This is a genomic window from Sporosarcina cyprini, from assembly GCF_022048975.1.
Lineage (GTDB): Bacteria > Bacillota > Bacilli > Bacillales_A > Planococcaceae > Sporosarcina > Sporosarcina cyprini.
The window spans coordinates 114,517-135,780 of the sequence record NZ_JAKMHX010000038.1 but is presented as its reverse complement, the minus strand read 5'-3'; the positions used below and the strand labels follow the sequence as shown (position 1 = coordinate 135,780).

The 21,264-nt window shown below is 45.2% G+C and carries 19 protein-coding genes; all 19 read left to right on the top strand.

Annotation, left to right across the window (positions count from 1 at the left end):
* The first annotated feature begins 21 nt into the window (after positions 1–21).
* A complete protein-coding gene (locus L7D49_RS19215) occupies positions 22–300 on the top strand; it encodes a YlmC/YmxH family sporulation protein (RefSeq protein ID WP_238083976.1) in 279 nt (92 codons plus the stop codon).
* The gene (locus tag L7D49_RS19210; RefSeq protein WP_238083972.1) at positions 284–1,060 is read left to right on the top strand and encodes an NAD(P)-dependent oxidoreductase; all 777 of its coding nucleotides are present in this window, start codon (positions 284–286) and stop codon (positions 1,058–1,060) included. Before L7D49_RS19215 ends, L7D49_RS19210 begins: the two co-directional genes overlap by 17 nt.
* Before the next feature lie 19 nt (positions 1,061–1,079).
* Positions 1,080–1,670, top strand: a complete 591-nt coding sequence (locus L7D49_RS19205) for a dipicolinate synthase subunit B (protein WP_238083970.1) — start codon at positions 1,080–1,082, stop codon at positions 1,668–1,670.
* 158 nt (positions 1,671–1,828) lie between these two features.
* Positions 1,829–2,857 carry an aspartate-semialdehyde dehydrogenase gene (locus tag L7D49_RS19200; RefSeq protein WP_238083967.1) on the top strand — a complete coding sequence of 343 codons (1,029 nt, stop codon included), beginning with the start codon at positions 1,829–1,831 and terminating at the stop codon, positions 2,855–2,857.
* Positions 2,858–2,936: 79 nt separating this feature from the next.
* Positions 2,937–3,827 (top strand): 4-hydroxy-tetrahydrodipicolinate synthase, encoded by an 891-nt coding sequence (gene dapA / locus L7D49_RS19195; RefSeq protein WP_238083965.1) that lies wholly within the window; start codon positions 2,937–2,939, stop codon positions 3,825–3,827.
* A 163-nt stretch (positions 3,828–3,990) separates the two neighbouring features.
* A complete protein-coding gene (locus L7D49_RS19190; protein WP_238083963.1) occupies positions 3,991–5,658 on the top strand; it encodes a ribonuclease J in 1,668 nt (555 codons plus the stop codon).
* A gap of 111 nt (positions 5,659–5,769) precedes the next feature.
* The gene (locus tag L7D49_RS19185; RefSeq protein WP_238083961.1) at positions 5,770–8,118 is read left to right on the top strand and encodes a DNA translocase FtsK; all 2,349 of its coding nucleotides are present in this window, start codon (positions 5,770–5,772) and stop codon (positions 8,116–8,118) included.
* Between the two features lie 142 nt (positions 8,119–8,260).
* Positions 8,261–8,989, top strand: a complete 729-nt coding sequence (locus L7D49_RS19180) for a GntR family transcriptional regulator (RefSeq protein WP_238083960.1) — start codon at positions 8,261–8,263, stop codon at positions 8,987–8,989.
* 90 nt (positions 8,990–9,079) lie between these two features.
* Complete coding sequence (locus L7D49_RS19175; protein WP_238083957.1) at positions 9,080–10,150, top strand: BMP family lipoprotein; 1,071 nt, start codon at positions 9,080–9,082, stop codon at positions 10,148–10,150.
* Positions 10,151–10,303: 153 nt separating this feature from the next.
* Positions 10,304–11,872, top strand: coding sequence for an ABC transporter ATP-binding protein (locus L7D49_RS19170; RefSeq protein WP_238083954.1), 1,569 nt, complete (start codon positions 10,304–10,306; stop codon positions 11,870–11,872).
* A complete protein-coding gene (locus tag L7D49_RS19165; protein ID WP_238083953.1) occupies positions 11,862–12,908 on the top strand; it encodes an ABC transporter permease in 1,047 nt (348 codons plus the stop codon). Before L7D49_RS19170 ends, L7D49_RS19165 begins: the two co-directional genes overlap by 11 nt.
* A gap of 1 nt (position 12,909) precedes the next feature.
* Positions 12,910–13,875: an ABC transporter permease gene (locus L7D49_RS19160; RefSeq protein WP_238083950.1), complete on the top strand. Its 966-nt coding sequence runs from the start codon at positions 12,910–12,912 to the stop codon at positions 13,873–13,875.
* Positions 13,876–14,105: 230 nt separating this feature from the next.
* On the top strand, positions 14,106–15,377 hold the full coding sequence (gene yfmF, locus L7D49_RS19155) for an EF-P 5-aminopentanol modification-associated protein YfmF (RefSeq protein WP_238083947.1): 1,272 nt from the start codon (positions 14,106–14,108) through the stop codon (positions 15,375–15,377).
* A complete protein-coding gene (gene yfmH, locus L7D49_RS19150) occupies positions 15,377–16,675 on the top strand; it encodes an EF-P 5-aminopentanol modification-associated protein YfmH (protein ID WP_238084353.1) in 1,299 nt (432 codons plus the stop codon). The genes yfmF and yfmH overlap by 1 nt, the downstream gene beginning before the upstream one ends.
* Before the next feature lie 4 nt (positions 16,676–16,679).
* Positions 16,680–17,405, top strand: coding sequence for an elongation factor P 5-aminopentanone reductase (gene ymfI, locus L7D49_RS19145; protein ID WP_238083945.1), 726 nt, complete (start codon positions 16,680–16,682; stop codon positions 17,403–17,405).
* 131 nt (positions 17,406–17,536) lie between these two features.
* Positions 17,537–18,334 (top strand): YmfK family protein, encoded by a 798-nt coding sequence (locus L7D49_RS19140; RefSeq protein ID WP_238083942.1) that lies wholly within the window; start codon positions 17,537–17,539, stop codon positions 18,332–18,334.
* A 20-nt stretch (positions 18,335–18,354) separates the two neighbouring features.
* Positions 18,355–19,242 (top strand): RodZ domain-containing protein, encoded by an 888-nt coding sequence (locus tag L7D49_RS19135; protein ID WP_238083940.1) that lies wholly within the window; start codon positions 18,355–18,357, stop codon positions 19,240–19,242.
* A gap of 68 nt (positions 19,243–19,310) precedes the next feature.
* A complete protein-coding gene (gene pgsA, locus L7D49_RS19130) occupies positions 19,311–19,889 on the top strand; it encodes a CDP-diacylglycerol--glycerol-3-phosphate 3-phosphatidyltransferase (RefSeq protein WP_238083938.1) in 579 nt (192 codons plus the stop codon).
* Positions 19,890–19,906: 17 nt separating this feature from the next.
* Positions 19,907–21,142: a competence/damage-inducible protein A gene (locus L7D49_RS19125; RefSeq protein WP_238083936.1), complete on the top strand. Its 1,236-nt coding sequence runs from the start codon at positions 19,907–19,909 to the stop codon at positions 21,140–21,142.
* Positions 21,143–21,264 lie beyond the last annotated feature (122 nt).

The window sequence follows — 21,264 nt, the reverse complement described above, 5'->3', positions numbered from 1 at the left end:
TATGCGGAAAGGGGAGAGAAAATGTTACTGTCAGAGCTCGCCCAGAAAGAATTGATCCAGGTGGAGGAAGGAATTCGTTACGGCTTTTTAGCTGAGACCGATATGATTTTCAATAAAAAGACAGGAGAAATACTTGGTTTTGAAATTAGGAAGAAGTTTGGCAAGAATCCATTCAAAAATCGCGACCAACAGCCGGCTGAATTCATTCCTTGGAGTGAAATCGTGTTAATTGGCGAAAATCGTATTCTTTTTGGAAAAACGCATCATCTGGGGGATTTCGATATTGAAGACTATTCATAAAGAGAAGTGGCTGTTTATTGGCAGTGACCGGAGATTGGAAATTTGCAGCAAGCTTTTCGAGGGGATGGGCATTCCATCCGCCCATTTCAATTCGAATGCATATAGCGAAGAATTAGGGCAGCTGATCGCATCGTTTCAACCGGGACATATCGTTTTTCCTATATTAGAAATGCAAGGGAACATACCGCCAGAATTGTTGGCGACCGGGACCAAGCTATATGTTGGCGTGGCTTCGGAACAATGGGCCGACATTTATCAATCGAGTGGTTACCAGGTCGTCCGATATTTGCAGGAGGAGCTGTTCATTTGGGAAAATGCAATTCTCACTGCTGAAGGGTTTCTCCGTGAGTTTTACAACGGCTCAAATCGTTGCATAAATGGAAAGCACTTTTATGTCACAGGGTTTGGCAAAGTCGGAAAGATGACAGCCAAAGCGATCCAAGCCTTAGGAGGAAAAGTGACTGTCGTTGCAAGGTCTGAAGCACAATTAAGCGAAGCCGTCTCGTTAGGGTATTCCATTCAATCCATCCAGAAAGACTTTAGTGAAGAGGATACAGTTCTTGTGAACACCATTCCCGCACAATGGCTATTCCTGCAAAACCATTCACCGCTCCGTGTCTATGACTTAGCGTCCGCTCCGGGGTGCCTAAAGCCCGGTTCTTTTGCTGAATACTATACAATACACCTTGGGTTGCCCGGGAAACATTTCCCGGATGATGCCGCGCAAGTATTGGCAGAAGCACTTCTAAGGATGGAATAGCGGACGAAAGGGGAATTGGATGCTGCAAGGTAAAAGGATCGGTTTAGGGATTACCGCTTCGCACTGCACCTATGATCAAATCCTGCCGGTCATACAGGAATTGCAAGATGCTGGAGCGACAGTCGTTCCAGTGATTACTCACTCGGTATTGACTGCCGCCACCAGATTTGGGACGGGTGAGGAATGGATTCAGCGAATTGAAGAGGCGACCGGTGAGAAAGTGATTTCGACAATAGTGGGAGCAGAACCATTCGGGCCATCGTCACCGGTCGACTGCATGATTATTGCTCCGATGACTGGAAACTCAATTAGCAAGCTGGCCAATGCTGCCACAGACTCACCGGTCTTAATGGCAGCGAAAGCAACATTGCGCAATGGATCTCCCTTATTGCTCGGGATTTCAACGAATGATGCGCTCGGATTGAACGGAATGAATATTATGAAGCTGCTCAATACCAAAAATATCTATTTTATCCCGTTCGGACAGGATGACCCGCATAAGAAGCCGAACTCGTTAATCTCCGATTTCACTCTCATGGTTCCCGCCACAGCCGCAGCACTTGAAAAAAGACAGCTGCAGCCATTATTAATTATTCACGAGAAAAAATAAAAATTCACTACCGAAATATTTTAAATATGATATAATTCCTCCAATGAATTGATAAGGATGAATGGATGAAAGCGGGTGCGTGCCTTCCTATTGGTTATTTCTGTATATAGGATGCATGCAACCCTGATCCCAATCCTTTTTTCGAAAGGGAGATAGAGATGACAAAGAAGAATATTGCAATAGTCGGAGCAACGGGAGCAGTTGGAACAAAAATTCTTGAAAAGCTGGTGGAACGGAATTTTCCTATGGAATCCGTGAAACTATTGGCTTCCGCAAGATCAGCAGGCACTGAGATCAAAGTGGGAGACCAAACATATATCGTAGAGGAAACAGTACCCGAATCCTTCGAGTCGGTGGATATTGCATTTTTCAGTGCAGGTGGATCTGTCTCACAAAAATTCGCTAAAGAAGCGGTTGCCCGCGGGGCGGTCGTTATCGATAATACTAGTGCATTCCGTATGGATCCTGAGACGCCTCTTGTCGTTCCGGAAGTAAACCCGCATACATTGCAGAAGCATCAAGGCATCATTGCCAATCCGAACTGCTCAACGATCCAAATGGTCGCTGCGCTTCAGCCGATTCGGGAAAAATTCGGATTAAAGCGGATTATTGTTTCGACATACCAGGCGGTTTCCGGTGCAGGTGCGGAAGCGATCGATGAGTTACAGGAACAAAGCCGTCAATTTACCGATAGAAAAAACATTGAAGCGGCCATTCTGCCTTCTGCATCTGCGGAAAAGCATTATCCGATCGCGTTTAATGCCATTCCACAAATCGATATGTTCGGCGAGGCTGGATATACGTTGGAAGAATGGAAAATGATGAACGAAACGAAAAAGATCTTCGGTGACGATTCTATTTCAGTGTCTGCTACTTGCGTCCGTTTGCCGGTAGTCTCTGGTCACTCAGAATCAGTTTATATCGAAGTTGAAAAAGAAGGGGTCACTGTAGAGGATCTTCATCAGGCAATGGCTGACGCACCTGGAGTTACCTTGCAGGATAACCCGTCCACTCAGCTTTATCCAATGCCTCTCTTTGCAGAGGATGAGGATGATGTTTTCGTCGGCCGAGTTAGAAAAGACCCGAACGAAGCTAAAGGTTTTCATATGTGGATTGTCTCTGATAACTTGCTGAAGGGTGCCGCATTAAATTCCGTGCAAATCGCCGAAAAGTTATTGGAGCGCTAAGAAATCAGTTTTCCATTATCTGCAGCCTATTCGTAACAAGATGGATAACCAGGGTATTACGAATAAAGGGATGGTCAGAATGGAACTTGGACAAATTGGAACAGCGATGGTTACTCCTTTTTCACAAGCAGGGGACATCGATTACGAAAGAACAGAAAAATTGATCGAGCATTTGATCCAGAGCGGTACAGATTCCCTCGTCGTTTGTGGGACAACGGGTGAATCGCCCACATTAACACATGCAGAAAAGGCAGATCTGCTAAAATTTTCGATTGATATTGTGAAAAAGCGGATTCCTGTCATAGCGGGAACGGGAACGTTTAATACCGCTGAAACCGTGTATTTGACGAAACAGGCGGAACGATTGGGGGCGGATGGCATCATGCTCGTCGCCCCTTACTATAATAAACCTGATCAAAAAGGAATGTTCGCACATTTTTCCTATATTGCAACCGAAACATCCCTTCCGATCATGCTGTACAACATTCCAGGACGGTCTGCTGTTAATATGCATGCCGCCACGGTCATTGAGTTATCGAAAATAAAAAATATCCGTGCTGTCAAAGAGGCAAGTGGAAGTCTTGATCAAATGGCCGAAATCATTTCCGGGACAGACGCTGGCTTCTCTGTATATAGCGGTGATGATGCACTGACACTGCCGGTGCTTGCAATTGGCGGGAAAGGGATTATATCTGTTGCGTCCCATGTAGTTGGGCCGGAGATGCAATTGATGATCAACTCGTTTAAGCAAGGAAATCAGGACCAGGCGGGAGCGATGCATCGTGCGCTCGTTCCACTTTTCTCAGCCTTGTTTTCTGCCCCAAATCCGGTGCCTGTAAAGTATGCATTGCAAAAAATAGGCATTGAAACGGGAGGCGTCCGACTGCCGCTTAGGGAGTTTGGTGAAGATGCCAGACAATTCGACATTATCTGGGATGAATTTAAGCAAAGTCAGAAACTATTCGTTTAACGAAGTGGCTTAGCGCTTTTATAAGCCATGTGGTGAAATATCATAAGAGCCGAATCAGAGCCGGTCTTTGCAACCGGCTTTTTTTGTTTGTGCTTAAGGGGTTTCGTCACGTATAATGAAACATAGTCGTAATGGACGGGAATTTATAATAGGAGGAAACATTGTGACAAAGACAAAAAATGAATTGATTAGAATCATCCCGCTCGGTGGAGTCGGTGAGATAGGGAAAGCGATGTATGTTGTAGAAATAGATGAAGAGTTGTTCATCGTCGATGCAGGACTGATGTTTCCGGAAGGTGAGATGCTCGGCATTGATATCGTCATTCCTGATATGTCATACATCGAAGAAAACAAAGAACGGGTCAAAGGCATTTTCTTGACACACGGGCATGAAGATGCGATCGGTTCTATTGCATATCTCCTTCAAAAAGTACAAGCGCCAGTCTACGGGTCGAAGCTTACGTTAGCGCTTGCCAAAGAACATTTAAAGGAAATGCCGGCACCTGCGCCAGTCAAATTCTTTGAAGTGACAAATAAAAGCCGGATGAATTTTAAACGGACGCATGTCACATTCTTCCATACAACGCACAGCATACCTGATTCGTTAGGAATCGTCTTCCATACTAGTGAAGGCGCAATCGTGCATACAGGAGAGTTCAAATTCGACCAGTCTGCCAAAGGTAAATATCGCCCAGACCTTTCACGCATGGCGAACCTTGGCGAGGACGGCGTTTTCATTTTGATGTCTGATTCCAATGAAGCGGAGCGTCCTGGCTACACGACTTCCGAATCGGTTATTGAAGAACAGCTCTCTAGCACTTTCTACGCTGCAGAAGGAAGATTGCTTGTTGCACTTTATGCATCAAACTTCATCCGGATTCAGCAAGTCTTCGACAAAGCAGCGGAAACCGGAAAAAAAGTCGCGGTCGTCGGCAAGAGTTTGGAAAGCTATTTCGAAGTAGGCATGCGGTTAGGTTACTTGCAGGTTGATGAAGAGATGGTCATTCCGATTAAAGAAATCGGAAAGTATGAGGATAAGGATATCGTCATTATCGTGACTGGTAATAAAGGAGAGCCGCTCGACGCGCTTGAAAAAATCGTGCGCAATCATCACCGTGAAATTAAAATGAAAAGCTCTGATACAGTACTGATCACATTCACGCCATCACCGGGCATGGAAATTTCAATGTTCCAGATGATGAATGAAATTTCGAAAGCTGGAGCTAATGTTCTTACATCGACAAAAAAGGTCCATGTTTCTGGACATGGAAGCCAAGAAGACTTAAAGATGATGATCAACTTGATGAGACCGAAATATTTCATTCCAATCCAAGGCGAGTATAAGATGCTGATTGCCCATTCCAAGCTGGCGCAGCAGGTCGGTCTTGCAAAATCCCAAATATTCATAGCGGATAAAGGGGATATTGTAGAATATAAAAATAATAAGATGCGCATGAGCGGACGTGTACAAGCAGGCAACGTACTCATTGACGGAATTGGCGTGGGAGATGTAGGCAATATCGTATTGCGTGACCGCAAGTTGCTGTCCCAGGACGGTATTTTCACAGTTGTCATTACATTGAGCCGGAAGCAGAAAAGGATTGCGGCAGGGCCTGAAATCGTTTCGAGAGGTTTCGTTTATGTCCGCGAATCAGAGGAATTACTGGAAGAGTCCAAGAAGCTCGTCAGAGGAATTGTCGAGAAATATGTGAATAAAGATACGTTTGAATGGACAAACATAAAACAAGAGATTCGTGATACGTTAAGTTCCTATTTGTTCCAACAAACGAAGAGACGCCCGATGATTATCCCAATTATTATGGAATATTAATTTTTGCCGGCGAAAACCGAACAGAACAGTCATAGTGACTGATGATATGCTGAAAAGGATTTCCGTGCCGACCCGAGCGGCGGGAAATCCTTTTTTGAAAGGAGGAGGAACATGTCCAAGAAAACGAAGAAGAAAAAGAAAGGCGCGTCTTCTAAAAAGAAAAAAGAGGACGGACTGCACCCGCTGATTTATGAAGTGTCGGGCTTAACGATGATTGGACTGGCCATCATTATCATTTTCGAATTCGGCATTGTGGGCAGAGGGCTGGCATCATTTGCAAGATTCCTCTTCGGAAATTGGCATAGTGCTGTTCCTTTCTTATTAATTGTCCAAGCACTGCTATTCATGATCAAACGGAAGGCAGGCGGCTGGAAAAATCGGATCGTTGCAGGCAGCCTATTCGTTCTGGCTAGTCTGCTGCTGTTCAGTCATATTCACTTATTTAAGGAACTGCACAATAGCCATACACTGCTTTCAAACTCGGCCTTAAAAGAAACATGGAAGGTATTAGTCACTAATGAAGGGATTCAATCGAGAACCGGGGCATTAGGCGGCGGCATGGCGGGTGCCATCCTTTTCGCTATGTTCCACTCATTGTTTGATTCGGCAGGTGCTACGGTTGCAGGTATCCTCTTATTATTGATTGGTATCGTGCTGCTCACAGGCAAAGCGCTCGTTCCGATTTTAGTGGAGGCATATCCGAAAGCTTGGGCCTCCATGCGCGAGCGGTTAGCTAAGAAACCAAAGTCTGTCCCTGCCGGTAAGAAGAATGCGGATACTCGAATGTCAAGGTCCAAAAAACAGATCAGCGAGAGTATTGAAAAGCAGCCGGAGGAAACATTAGCCACGTTTGAGGCAGAAGAGGTTGTTTCGCAGCCGATTATCTCCGCATTCAACGAACGCCGGACGGAAACGCCTGAAGAAGAAAGCCGGCCAGTTGCGCAGCAGGAACCGCAAGAAACACCTGCTACTGAGGGGAAAGACGAGCCTGCGAGCCCATACGACGGAGTTGCCGGAGAAGAGGAGAATACTTCTTATATATTGCCGTCCTCTGGGCTCCTAAAGGAAACTCCCGAGAACGACCAATCAGGGGAATTGAATTCCATTCAAGCCAATGCCCAGAAACTGGAGCGGACGTTTTTAAGTTTTGGCGTCAAGGCGAGAGTGACACAAGTCCATCTTGGGCCGGCCGTAACAAAATATGAAGTGCTTCCGGATACAGGTGTAAAAGTGAGCCGGATCGTCAGCCTGTCGGATGATATTGCGCTAGCGCTGGCAGCTCGGGATATACGGATTGAAGCGCCGATCCCAGGTAAATCCGCGGTAGGCATTGAAGTTCCGAATAATGCAGTGGCTGTCGTCAGTCTCCGGGAAGTCATTGAGGCAAAGGAAAACAACCGCCCTGATTCCAAGCTGATGATTGCGCTCGGACGAGATGTCACCGGCCAAGCGATGCTGGCAGAGCTGAATAAAATGCCGCATGTTCTCGTTGCCGGATCAACAGGCAGCGGGAAGAGCGTTTGCATCAATGGGATCATCATTAGTATTTTATTGCGCGCAAAACCGCATGAAGTAAAAATGATGATGATTGATCCGAAAATGGTTGAATTAAATGTCTATAATGGAATTCCGCATTTATTGGCACCTGTAGTAACTGATCCGAGAAAGGCATCCCAGGCATTGAAAAAAGTCGTATCGGAAATGGAACGTCGTTACGAACTGTTCTCCCATACGGGCACTCGTAATATTGAAGGCTATAATGAACATATTGAGCAATGGAATGAAGAGAACGAGGAGAAACATCCGAAGATGCCTTATATCGTCGTCATTGTCGATGAATTGGCAGATTTGATGATGGTCGCTTCCAATGATGTGGAGGATTCCATTACGAGGCTCGCCCAAATGGCCAGAGCCGCAGGCATCCATCTGATCATTGCGACCCAGCGGCCAAGCGTGGACGTTATTACAGGAATTATTAAAGCAAATATCCCATCCAGAATTGCGTTTGCCGTTTCTTCGGCAGTCGATTCAAGAACCATCTTGGATGGAGTCGGCGCAGAAAAGCTTCTGGGACGCGGAGATATGCTATTCCTTCCGGCGGGTGCCTCGAAGCCTGTAAGGATCCAAGGTGCTTTCGTTTCCGATCAAGAGGTCGAGGCGGTTGTTGATTTTGTCATCGAGCAGCAGAAGGCGCAGTATCAGGAGGATATGATTCCGACGGAAATTGAAGAAATCGCCCCTCACGAAGAGACAGATGAACTTTATGACGAAGCCGTGAACTTGATTTTGGAAATGCAGACAGCTTCTGTTTCCATGCTTCAGCGAAGATTCCGTATCGGATATTCAAGAGCCGCGAGAATCATTGATCAGATGGAAATGCGCGGTGTTGTTGGGCCTTCCGAAGGCAGTAAACCCCGTCAAGTCCTAATAGATAGAAGCGAAGCCGATATTCATTCATAAATGGAAATAGTTATCAGTCTTTTCTTTTTCTTCTGCTTTCAAAATCGGGTGTTTATTTTGTATGGTGAAAATGATATAGTATGGATGATTAGTCACGATGTCACACATCAGAGGTCTAACCTCTTCTGGAGGGAGGAATGCAGTGATGATAAAAGCGGATCCAAGACATTTATATGTTCAAGTGATTGAGCGGCTAAAACAGGATATCGAGGATGGAATCTTCAAAGAGAATGAAAAATTCCCTTCTGAATTTGAACTGTCCCGATCCCTTGGCGTTAGCAGAGCTACGCTTCGAGAAGCGCTGCGTGTCCTGGAAGAAGAGAAAATCATTGTCAGGAAGCACGGGGTTGGTACATTCGTCAACTCCAAGCCGTTATTCACATCAGGCATCGAACAGTTATCCAGCGTATCTTCCATGATATCGGATGCTGGCATGGAGCCTGGGACGATATTTAAAGAAGTGGATACTGTGCTGCCAAATGACGAAATGATGAACAAGTTTGACTGTGGTGCAGGAGACAATCTTATCACTATCAAACGGGTACGCACCGCTGATGGAGATCCAGTCGTATATTGCATTGATCATGTCTTGGCTAAACATCTGCCGAATGGACAAGATGTACTTGCCAATGAATCCATTTTTGATGCGATTGAGCAATCAGGTGACATCCGGATTGTCCAAGCAATTGCGAATATTGAACCAGTTGGCTATGATGACGAGGCTTCTAGCATCTTACGCTGCGGTGTCGATGTGCCATTGCTCGTTCTGCTGCAACATCATTACAGCGAGGAGGGTGAAATGGTCCTGTTCTCGAAAAACTATTTCAGAGCGGATAAATTCAGCTTTCATGTTGTAAGGAAAAGGGTATAAGGTGGGATCCGGAAAAATCCGGGTACACTTTGCAAGACGTTTAGTACGTCGCATAAATACCAAATTATAAAAAACAGGGAGGTCCACACAGTGAGCAAACGTAAATACGGTCTTGCGTTATCATTGGTTCTTGCTGCCGGTACGATTTTAGGGGCTTGCGGAACGGACAAAGACAAAGAGAAAGAGAACAACACATCTTCAAGCGGTGGAAATCAATCCGAATTCTCCGTAGCAATGGTTACTGACGTAGGCGGAATTGACGACAAATCGTTCAACCAATCCGCTTGGGAAGGAATCAAAAAGTTTGGTGAAGATAACAAAATGAGCGAAGGTGACGGCGGTTACGCTTATCTTCAATCAAAAGACGAGTCTGACTATACGTCCAATTTGAACGCTCTTACTCGCCGTGATTTTAATCTTGTTTTCGGTGTAGGTTTCTTAATGGAAGATGCGATTGATACAATTGCTTCTCAACAAACTGAAACAAACTTCGCCATCATTGACGGTGTAGTTGATCAACCAAACGTGGCAAGCGTTCTGTTCAAAGAGCAAGAAGGCGCTTTCTTAGCAGGAGTTGCTGCTGCATTGATGACTAAGTCTGATAAAATCGGATTTGTCGGCGGTATGGAAATTCCGGTTATCGAACGTTTCCAAGCTGGCTTTGAAGCTGGTGTCGCTGCTGTAAAACCTGATATCAAAGTTGATGTTCAATACACAGGTGCGTTTGACAAAGCGGAACTTGGTAAAGCTGCTGCAGGCCGTATGTATTCTTCTGGCGTAGATATCATTTTCCACGCTGCAGGCGGTTCTGGTAACGGTGTATTCACGGAAGCAAAAGAACGTAAAAAAGCAGACAAAGATGCTTATGTTTGGGTAATCGGTGTTGACTCCGACCAGTATGAAGAAGGTAAAGTCGGTGACGACAACGTTACATTGACTTCTATGTTGAAGCGTGTTGACGTAGCGGTTCAAGATATTTCCAACTTGGCGAAAGAAGGTAAATTCCCAGGTGGAGAAACAAAAATTTACGGTTTGCATGACGATGGTGTATCCCTTGCGGACTCCCGTGGTGCAATTCCTGAAGATGTCTTGAAACAAGTTGACGAGTATGCAAAGAAAATTGCTGATGGTGAAATCGAAGTTCCTGAATTCACAAAGTAATTTGATGTACGAATGGTATGGGCCGGTTAAGTCCGGCCTTTATCATTTGGTTATAGAATTGAATTGATAGAGTAAAAGATTTTTGCTTAAAAATCTTTTATTGTGTCAATTAACTGAAACACCTTAAATAAATCACATGAGGAAGTGAAACGATTGGAATACGTCATTGAAATGCTGAATATTTCAAAGCAGTTCGGTAATTTCTTCGCGAATGACAACATCACTCTTCAACTGAGGCAAGGAGAAATTCATGCACTCTTAGGAGAGAATGGTGCGGGCAAGTCAACGTTGATGAACGTGCTCTTTGGCTTGTATCAGCCTGAGGAAGGCGAGATCCGGGTTAAGGGCAAGAAAGTGAATATTTCGAATCCTAATATTGCGAATGACCTTGGAATTGGGATGGTTCACCAGCACTTTATGCTCGTTGAAAACCTAACGGTTACTGAAAACATTATTCTAGGCAGTGAGCCAACGAAAATGGGAACCGTCAATATTAAAGATGCTGCTAAAAAGGTTGCCGAGATTTCAAAATTATATGGTTTGAATGTGGATCCAAATGCGAAGATTGAGGATATTTCCGTTGGTATGCAGCAACGTGTGGAAATTCTGAAAACGCTTTATCGCGGTGCGGAAATCCTTATTTTTGACGAGCCGACCGCTTCCTTGACACCACAGGAAATCGAAGAATTGATTGCCATCATGAAGAAACTGATTGCTGAAGGCAAATCCATTATCTTGATTACACATAAACTTCAGGAAATCATGGATGTTTCCGATCGCGTCACTGTTATCCGAAAAGGGAAAGGGATCGGTACTGTCATTACGGCTGAGACGAATCCTGAAGAGCTTGCCACATTGATGGTTGGCCGGCAAGTGACATTTAAAACCGAAAAAGGGCCTTCCCATCCAAAAGATGAAGTGTTGCATGTGGAAAACCTTGTGGTAACGGATAACCGGGGCATTGAAAAGGTTAAAGGCTTAAACTTGTCGATCCGAGCTGGCGAAATTGTCGGGCTTGCCGGGATTGACGGAAACGGACAGTCGGAGCTGATAGAAGCGATTACCGGTCTGCGCAAGGTGAAGAGCGGTAAGATCAGCATTAATGGAAAGAATATCACTGGGAAAAAGCCTCGTGAAATTACCGAATCAGGCGTAGGGCATATCCCGCAGGACCGTCATAAGCACGGCTTGGTTCTTGACTTTTCAGTCGGATACAACGCCGCTTTGCAAGAGTACTACCACGAGCCATATTCCAAAAATGGCATTATGAACTATAAAGTGATTTCTTCGCATGCGAAGCAAATCATTGAAGAATTTGACGTTCGGACACAGGGCGAGCACGAACTGGCACGCGCCTTGTCAGGAGGGAACCAGCAGAAGCTGATCATCGGCAGGGAAGTGAAGCGGAATCCGGATCTTCTCATTGCGGCATTGCCGACGCGCGGCTTGGATGTTGGGGCAATTGAATTCATCCATAAACGTTTAATTGAGCAAAGAGATAATGGGAAAGCAGTCTTCCTCATCTCGTTTGAATTGGATGAAGTCATGAATGTCTCAGACCGGATTGCAGTAATCCACGATGGACAAATAATTGATACGGTCACACCGGCCGAAACGTCTGAGCAGGAGCTTGGTTTGCTCATGGCGGGCCATTCAAGGGACAAAATCGTGACAGACGGGGAAAATGCCGTTGTGAAAGAAGGTGACGACGATGTCAAATAGGGTTGTCAATATACTCGTTCCTGTCATTTCCATTATTTTAGGCCTCATCGTTGGGGCAATCGTCATGCTGGTGAGCGGATATGATCCAGTCGCTGGTTATATTGCTTTATGGAACGGTATCTTCGGTGATTCATATGCAATCGGTGAAACGATCCGTCAAATTAGTCCATATATTTTGGCTGGACTTGCTGTGGCGTTCGCTTTCCGGACAGGCTTGTTCAACATCGGAGTAGAAGGCCAATTAATGGTCGGCTGGTTCGCTGCCGCATATGTCGGTTCTACATTTGAACTGCCGATGATCATTCATTTGCCATTGTCATTGCTCGCAGCAGCAGTCGCAGGTGCACTATGGGGCCTTATTCCAGGGCTTTTGAAAGCGACTTTGCGCGTTCATGAAGTTATTGTAACGATCATGATGAACTACATAGCTCTCCATACAGTCAACGCCTTAATTAAAGCGGTGTCCGGCGGAGGCTACAAAACTGACAAGATTCAACCGACCGCTTCTTTGCGTTCGGACTTCTTATCCCAGTTAACTGATTTCTCAACATTGCACTATGGAATTTTCGTTGCCCTGGCGATGGTCATTGTAACGTGGTTCATTCTTGAGAAAACAAAAACGGGCTATGAGCTGAAGTCTGTTGGTTTTAACGATCATGCGTCTCAATATGCTGGTATGAACGTCAATAAAAACATTATTCTTGCGATGGTAATATCAGGTGCATTCGCAGGTCTTGGCGGAGCGATGGAAGCTCTCGGCACTTTCGGGAACATGACTTCCCGCGGTGGCTTCACTGGAATTGGTTTTGACGGTATCGCCGTTGCCTTGCTAGGTGCAAATTCACCGCTTGGCGTTATCTTTGGCGCATCCTTATTCGGTTCCTTGAAATACGGTGCGAATAATATGCCGAATGCGGCGAATATTCCTTTGGAGATTGTTTCGATTGTCATAGCACTCATCATTTTCTTCGTAGCCTCGGGTTACATCATCCGTGTTGGTTTACAACGGTTGGCAAAGAAAAAGGAGGCGAAATGATATGAGCTTCTTGGAAGTTCTCTATTTCATCATTCCAACGACCATCGCATATGCGGCTCCATTGATCTTTACGGCTATCGGAGGGGTATTCTCCGAACGTTCCGGTGTTGTAAACATCGGTTTGGAAGGTCTCATGGTCATGGGTGCGTTTATCGGTATCGTGTTCAATCTATTTTTTGTAGATACCTTTGGAAGCTGGACACCTTGGGTCGCCTTGCTCGTAGCAATGGTTGTATCGGCGCTATTCTCCGTCATGCACGCTGTGGCATCGATCTCGTTCCGCGCGGATCAGGTTGTATCCGGGGTAGCGATCAACATGCTTGGGATCGCGATTGCTTTGTTTACAGTGAAAATGATTTTTGGCAAGGGACAGACGGATTTTATCCAAGAAAAGATTCCACGTATTAATATACCGTTCTTACAGGATATCCCGGTTCTTGGTCCTATGTTCTTCAAATCAGTTTACGGTTCTTCTATCCTTGCCATTGCAGTGGCGATTCTCGCTTGGTTTGTCATTTATAAGACGCCATTCGGCCTGCGTCTCCGCTCTGTCGGGGAACATCCGATGGCTGCAGACACAATGGGTATCAATGTAACGAAAATCCGTTACGTCGCTGTTATTATCTCAGGTGGATTAGCTGGTATTGGTGGGGCGGTTTATTCGCAAACGATGACTGGCGATTTCGGCCACGCGACGATTAATGGACAAGGGTTCATGGCATTAGCAGCAATGATCTTTGGTAAATGGCATCCGATTGGTGCAATGGCTGCGGCATTGTTCTTCGGTTTTGCCCAAGCACTTGCGATCAGTGCGGGTTCGATCGATGTGGAATTCATTCAAAAGATTCCATCCGTCGTCTTCCTGATCCTGCCGTATGCCCTTACTATTTTGGCATTGGCTGGTTTCATCGGAAAAGCGAACGCACCGAAAGCGAGCGGTACTCCATATATCAAAGGCAGCAGATAATAAAAATGTTTAGGTCGTCTGAAGCATGAGTCATTCATACAACGCTTCGGCATTATGCTCCTAAACGGAAAACCGTCTGGAAAGATTCACTTCATCCAGACGGTTTTTCTATTGTATTTCGGATACACTAACATTATGCAATCAGGATGCGTTTACTTTGCAACGCAGGATCATAAGAATGTATAGTGAAATAGGGTACTTGGAATATTAGGAAAACAAGAGGTGTTCATATGTTTAGGAAAACAGTTCTGCAAGAAGGCGTTACACTGTATGTCCGAAATACGAAGCAGTTTAAAACAATCAATTTATCAATTAAGTTCAAATCCGATTTGAATGTGGATAAAAACGCAAACCGTGCAGTCTTGGCTAATGTCATGCAGGACTCGAATGCAGTTTACAGATCTCAAAGCGAATTCCAAAGGGCGCTCGATACTCTTTATGGAACCGTCTATTATACGGACGTAACGAAGCGAGGAGACGTACATATCCTGTCGATCAACACGGAATGCGTCAATGATGAATATTTGAAGGAACAGGGTGTGTTCGAAGAGATTCTTAATTTGATGCGCGTTGTCCTGTTCGAACCTAATTTTGAAAATAGTTCGTTCGCTGAAGACGTGGTGCAACGGGAGAAACGCGTTGTGAAAGAAAGAATCCGATCTGTCTATGATGACAAGACCAGATATGCACAAAAACGGATGCTTGAATTGATGAGACCAGATCAACCCGCTTCTATTTCTGCTTACGGCACTGAATCGGCTGTTGATCAAATATCTGCCAAGTCACTTACAACCGCTTACAATGAGATGCTTGCATCGGATGAAGTGGATATTTATGTAGTTGGAGATATCAATGAAGATGAGCTGATCCAAAAAATATCTTCTTTAATTGGATTAAAAGGCCGTACAATTGACCGGCAAGTGACGGAAACTTCCGCTCCTGACGTAAAAGAAGTGCGTCGTGTACGTGAGAAGCAAGAAATGAAGCAAGGGAAATTGCAAGTCGGCTATCAGACACCCATAACTTTTACTCATCCTGACTTCATTAAGATGCAAGTTGCCAACGGGGTGCTTGGGGGCTTTGCACACAGCAAGCTATTCATGAATGTACGTGAAAAGGAAAGTATGGCTTATTACGTCAACAGCGCCTACGCAGCACATTATGGGCTTATTTATGTGCTTGCTGGAATTGATGCGGAGCTGGAAGAAAAAGCGGTCAAGTTAATTGAAGAGCAGCTCGAGGCAATGCGCAATGGAGACATTTCGGATTTGGAAATCACTCAAACGGTTGCGCTTCTTTCCAATAGCATCCGAAGCTCATTCGATTCCGCCAAGGGACAAATTGAAGTGTTTGATCAATATAAGCAATTAGACGAGCATTTTAATGCAGACAATTTAATTTCCAAGTGGGCAACTGTCACAAAAGAAGATGTCACAAAAATGGCATGCAATATTAAGCTGGAATTGGTTTACTTGTTATCGGGAAGAGAGGCGACTGAATGATGGAAAAAATTACGTTTGAAAACTTGCAGGAAACTCTCTACCATGAGAAGTTGGAAAATGGATTGGATGTCTACGTTCTGCCTAAAAGAGGCTTCTCCAAGACGTATGTAACGTTTACGACGAAATACGGTTCGATCGACAGTGTATTCGTGCCTCGAGGTAAAGAGGAAATGGTACGGGTGCCTGATGGAATCGCACATTTCCTGGAGCATAAGATGTTTGAAAAGGAAGAGGGGGACGTTTTCCAGAAGTTCGGTGAAAATGGAGCTTCCGCCAATGCGTTCACTTCCTATACTCGCACATCCTATCTGTTTTCGACGACTGAAAAATTGTATGACAATACGAAAGTCTTGTTGGACTTTGTTCAGCAGCCTTACTTTACGGAACAGACCGTCGAAAAAGAGAAAGGGATCATTGGCCAGGAGATTACGATGTATGAGGATAATCCGGATTGGCGCCTCTATTTAGGGACGATTCAAAACCTATATAAGCAGCATCCGATTCATATTGACATTCTTGGAACGTACGATTCGATAGATAAAATCACAGCAGAACACCTATATGAATGCTACGAAACATTTTATCATCCTTCCAATATGGTCTTTTTTGCAATCGGAGCGGTCGATCCGGAAGAAATGATTGAATTTGTGAAAAAAGATCAATCGTCTAAAACATTTTCTGAGCCGGAAGAAGTGGTGCGTGATAAACATGAGGAACCGTCCGAGGCCGGCATTCCAAGTAAATCGATTAGCATGGACGTAACTAAACCGAAGTTCAGCTACGGCATGAAATGTGACCGGACTGATTTGAATGGCGATGAATTGCTTCGTCAAGAGCTGGCAGTCAGTTTAGCAATGGATATCCTTTTCGGCAGATCATCTGATTTTTATTCAAAAGCATATGCCGAAGGATGGATCGATGAATCGTATGGATATGAATTCAATTTAGAAAAAAGCTTCGGCTTTGCGGTCATTAGTTCGGACACAGAGCACATGGATGAACTGGAGCAGTTGATCAACACGACAATTCAGTCGACTGCAGGCAATTGGTCCATCAGCGACGAAGATTTGGAAAGAGCGCGCAAGAAACGAATCGGACAATATATGCGCTCCTTGAACTCGATTGAATTCATCGCCAACCAGTTTACCCATTATCTTTTTAATGACATGAATTTATTTGATATCTTGCCGGTACTTGAACAGCTGGATGGAGACGACTTGAAAGAGGCATTCGGAACTATAGCAGATCCAAAGAGCCATACTGTCTTTAAAATTATCCCTGCTGGCCAAGCGAAATAACACAATGAAGCATGCTGTCATTTTAGGTGCTTCGGGAGGCATCGGCAGGGCGATCAGCCGGAAGCTCGCATCTTCCGGCTGGTCGCTGTTTCTGCATTATCATACTGGCAAATCGGCAGCCGTTTCTCTTCAAAGGGAGCTCGGGGCCACCTATCCTGATAGTGAATTTATTCTGGTGCATGCAGACCTTTCCCAAAATGACGGAGCGGACATTCTGTCTCAGCAAGTCGGTCATGTGCAAGCCGTTATCGTTTCCAGCGGCCAGACCGTCATGAAATTGCTGACTGACACCACCTTGTCTGAAATGGATGCACTGTGGAATGTTCATGTCAAAAACCCCGCAGCCTTGATTAGCCTGCTGTCTCCTCAGCTGAGGAGTTTTGATCATTCTTATGTGGTTTTCATTGGATCCATCTGGGGAAATACTGGAGCAGCAGGAGAGGTAATGTATTCTGCTGTGAAGGGAGCTCAGCACGCCTTTGTCAAAGCTTATGCCAAAGAAGCCGCCTATTCAGGCATCAATGTCAATGCCATTGCACCTGGATGGATTGAAACGGACATGAATAGCGTCCTTTCAGACGAAGAGAAGCAGATGGTAATCGATCAGATTCCGTTAAGGCAAACAGGAACGCCCGAGCAAGTGGCCGATCTGGCAGATTTCCTGATCAGCGGCAAAGCGGATTATATGACAGGGGAAATTTTAAAATTAAATGGCGGTTGGTACATATAAAGGAAGAAAGAGACGGGTTGCGTCCACTTTTCATTTTTGCTTTAATTCATGTTGGGAATCCGCTATGATAGAACTATGTTGCATCTAATGCGTCCTATTTAAGGCTGCTATGAAGGATGGAGGGAAGTTGAATGGGTGAATGGTATGTGGAATACGAAATTCAAGTAAACCGGCCAGGACTTCTAGGCGATATCGCTTCCCTATTAGGGATGTTGCGCGTCAATATCATAACGATTAACGGAGTGGATGGCGGGCACCGTGGAATGCTCGTTCGAACCGAAAACGATGATCAAATCAAACGCTTTGAATTGATTGCATCCACGATGGAAACGATCCAAGTGAAAAAAATACGCGAACCGAAGCTGCGTGACATTTTAGCTGTGAGACACGGCAGGTATATCCAGCGGGATGTGGATGACCGGAAGACGTTCCGTTTCCTCCGAAGTGAACTCGGCGTTCTAGTTGATTTCATGGCTGAATTATTCAAGCAGGAAGGCCATAAGCTAATCGGAATCCGAGGAATGCCGCGCGTCGGCAAAACGGAATCTGTAGTGGCGGCCAGTGTTTGTGCGAATAAAAAATGGATATTTTTATCGTCTACTATGATTAAACAGACGGTACGCAGCAATTTGGCCGGGGATGAGTTTTCCAAAGATAATATCTTCATCCTAGACGGTATTGTAACCCGAAAATCCGGTGATGAACGACATATGCAGCTAGTCCGAGAGATGATGCGGATGCCTTCCATCAAGGTTGTTGAACATCCTGACATGTTCGTGCAGCATTCCGAGTACGACATGGAGGATTTTGACTACATCATCGAATTACGAACAGATCCAGATCAAGAAATTACATATGAAATGATGGAAAAGAACCATATGATGTCCGACAGCGGACCGATGGGCGGATTTGGAATGTTTAATTTCTAATGTTTAGGTAGGTGATATGAGTGACCGGATTAGGTGATCGTCTCAAAGAGGCGAGAACAGCTAAGGGATATTCATTGGATGACTTGCAATCATTAACTAAAATTCAGAAACGGTACCTTTCCGGTATTGAGAATGAAGATTACAGCATGATGCCAGGATCTTTTTATGTCCGTGCTTTTATTAAGCAATATGCTGAAGCAGTCGGATTAGATGCGGATGAAATGCTGGCGCTTTACAAAGATTCCGCTCCACATGTGAAGCCGGAAGAGGAAGGACAAGTCGCTTCTCCCCCTATGTCGAGAAAGCGAAGTTTCCGTACGAGCAACCGGTTTAATGAAATGGCTCCGAAGATTATTGTGGCGTTATTCATTCTTGTTATTATCGTCGTCATCTGGACTCTATACCAAAAGAGACCGGAGAAACCGTTTGTGGAACCAGACTCAGGAGCAGGCGTCACGATGGAGAGCAAACCGCCTGTAGAGGATAGCTCCAAGCCTGGCAAAGCGGATGGAGATGCAGAAAAAGGTAATGACAGCACTTCTGAAGAGGATGGAGCGGCGACCGAAGAACCGCCCGCTGAAGAAACCGTAGTACAGGAACTCGCCTTTGTGAATACGGCAGGTGAGACCTCAACCTATACCTTGACGAATGCTGAAAAGTTCAACCTTGAAATTAAGACAAACGGCGATTCCTGGATTGCAGTTACGGATAGCGACCAACAGGAACGGACACCGAAGGCGGATATTAGAAAAGCGGGCGAAGTATTGGAAGTAGATGTTTCCGATACAGAATCTGTGCGCATCCGGGTTGGAAGGACTATCAATACTGAGATTTATGTAAATGGAGAACTTCTCAAATATCCTTCTGATCGTGTGACGCAAAATATCATTATTGAATACAAGAAATAAAAATAGTCATCTTTGCGGATGACTATTTTCTTTCAATACATAAATGTTGTAAAGGACAGGTGAGAGCTGTGAATTTACCTAATAAGATTACTGTTGCGCGAATCGTGCTCATCCCGATTTTCATGATATTCATGCTGGTCGATTTCGGCATGGGAAATGTGGCAGTAGGCGGAACCGAGCTGTCTGTTGAACAATTGATTGGCGCTCTTATCTTTATTATCGCTGCGGCAACAGATTGGTTTGACGGCCATCTGGCCCGCAAGCATAATTTGGTCACCAATATGGGGAAATTTCTTGACCCTCTTGCGGACAAGCTGCTTGTTTCTGCGGCTTTGATTATTCTTGTCGAAATGGGCTTGGCTCCCTCCTGGGTTGTCATCATCATTATTAGCCGTGAATTTGCTGTGACCGGATTGCGTTTAGTCCTGGCAGGCGGCGGTGAAGTAGTTGCGGCAAACCAGCTTGGAAAAATAAAAACGGCTACTCAGCTTGTCGGTATCGCATCCCTCTTGCTGAACAACATCTTCTTTGAGGCCATCAATGTTCCATTTGGGACGATCATGCTCTATATCGCTCTTGTTTTCACCATTTGGTCAGGTGCTGACTATTTCTATAAAAATAGACGGGTCCTCCTGGATTCGATGTAAATGGGAGCGGATGAGTCATGAAAGCTGAAATTATTGCAGTCGGATCTGAATTGCTCTTAGGCCAGATTACAAATACAAACGGGGCATTCATTTCACAAAAGTTAGCGGAAATTGGAGTCGATATCCATTATCACACAGTAGTCGGTGACAATCCAAAGCGGCTGGACGAGGCGATCGCCATTGCTCAGCAACGTGCAAATACGATCATTTTCACCGGGGGACTCGGCCCGACAAAGGATGACTTGACGAAGGAAACAATCGCTGCAAGATTAGGTGTCTCCCTAGTTAGCAATGAGGAAGCTCTTACTGAAATCCAAGCGTATTTCAAACGCACGGGCCGCCATATGACGGAAAATAATAAAAAGCAGGCGCTCGTGCTGGATGGGTCTCATGTGTTGCCGAACAGGCACGGCATGGCGCCTGGCATGGCAATGGAAAAGGACGGTATTCGTTACATATTACTGCCCGGCCCGCCACATGAAATGAAACCTATGTTTGAAAAGGAAGCGATCCCTTTTCTGCTTGGCGTGCTGGGGACGAATGACGTGATCGCATCCAGAGTACTAAAATTTTACGGAATCGGCGAAGCGGAACTGGAAGACCGGGTTCAGGCGATCCTCGACAAACAGACAAATCCGACTGTCGCGCCGCTTGCCTCTCCTGACGCTGTTACATTGAGACTGACGGCGAAGGCAGCGTCCCGCGATGCAGCGGAGCAGCTGATGGATCCAGTGGAAGAGGAAATACGGGCGATTGTCGGAGACTTTATTTACGGGATGAATGAGGATACATTGTCTTCAAAGGCTGCTGAATTGCTTTTGAACAAAGGACTGACCATTTCTGCGGCTGAAAGCCTGACTGCCGGATTGTTTCTAGCTGAGCTTGCGGGTGAAGCAGGCATCAGTGCTTCCTTAAAAGGCGGCGTGATTGTTTACAATGAACAGGCTAAAGTGGAACAGCTTGAAATTTCTCCTTCCTTGTTCAATGAATTCGGTGTAGTAAGCAAGGAATGCGCCGCTGCCTTAGCTTTGCATGTTAAAAGAAAATTCAATTCAGACATAGGCATCGGTTTGACTGGCGTGGCGGGACCTGATCCGCACGATAACGAACCTGTCGGAACCGTATGGATCGGCATCGCACTGCAAGATGGCACGGTTGAAACTTATAACCTATCATTATCGGGTTCAAGAAATGCCAATCGCAAGCGAGCTGCCCACTACGCTTTATACTATTTAATTAAGCATCTGCAGTAAATAAATATCTCAGTTTTTGAAACGGGCCAAACTTGTTATTTCGGGCCCGTTTCTCAATTAAAACTAGGATTTACCCCTTATTCTCAATTAAAATCTGGATTTGAAGAAAAAAATCGAATATC

Bases quoted from the DNA above. Each gene is read 5' to 3' on its own strand.
- dapA (WP_238083965.1), top strand. From the start codon at position 2,937: ATGGAACTTGGACAAATTGGAACAGCGATGGTTACTCCTTTTTCACAA.
- L7D49_RS19140 (WP_238083942.1), top strand. From the start codon at position 17,537: ATGGGTGAATGGTATGTGGAATACGAAATTCAAGTAAACCGGCCAGGA.
- L7D49_RS19200 (WP_238083967.1), top strand. From the start codon at position 1,829: ATGACAAAGAAGAATATTGCAATAGTCGGAGCAACGGGAGCAGTTGGA.
- L7D49_RS19215 (WP_238083976.1), top strand. From the start codon at position 22: ATGTTACTGTCAGAGCTCGCCCAGAAAGAATTGATCCAGGTGGAGGAA.
- yfmF (WP_238083947.1), top strand. From the start codon at position 14,106: ATGTTTAGGAAAACAGTTCTGCAAGAAGGCGTTACACTGTATGTCCGA.
- L7D49_RS19205 (WP_238083970.1), top strand. From the start codon at position 1,080: ATGCTGCAAGGTAAAAGGATCGGTTTAGGGATTACCGCTTCGCACTGC.
- yfmH (WP_238084353.1), top strand. From the start codon at position 15,377: ATGGAAAAAATTACGTTTGAAAACTTGCAGGAAACTCTCTACCATGAG.
- L7D49_RS19165 (WP_238083953.1), top strand. From the start codon at position 11,862: ATGTCAAATAGGGTTGTCAATATACTCGTTCCTGTCATTTCCATTATT.
- L7D49_RS19125 (WP_238083936.1), top strand. From the start codon at position 19,907: ATGAAAGCTGAAATTATTGCAGTCGGATCTGAATTGCTCTTAGGCCAG.
- L7D49_RS19160 (WP_238083950.1), top strand. From the start codon at position 12,910: ATGAGCTTCTTGGAAGTTCTCTATTTCATCATTCCAACGACCATCGCA.
- L7D49_RS19185 (WP_238083961.1), top strand. From the start codon at position 5,770: ATGTCCAAGAAAACGAAGAAGAAAAAGAAAGGCGCGTCTTCTAAAAAG.
- ymfI (WP_238083945.1), top strand. From the start codon at position 16,680: ATGAAGCATGCTGTCATTTTAGGTGCTTCGGGAGGCATCGGCAGGGCG.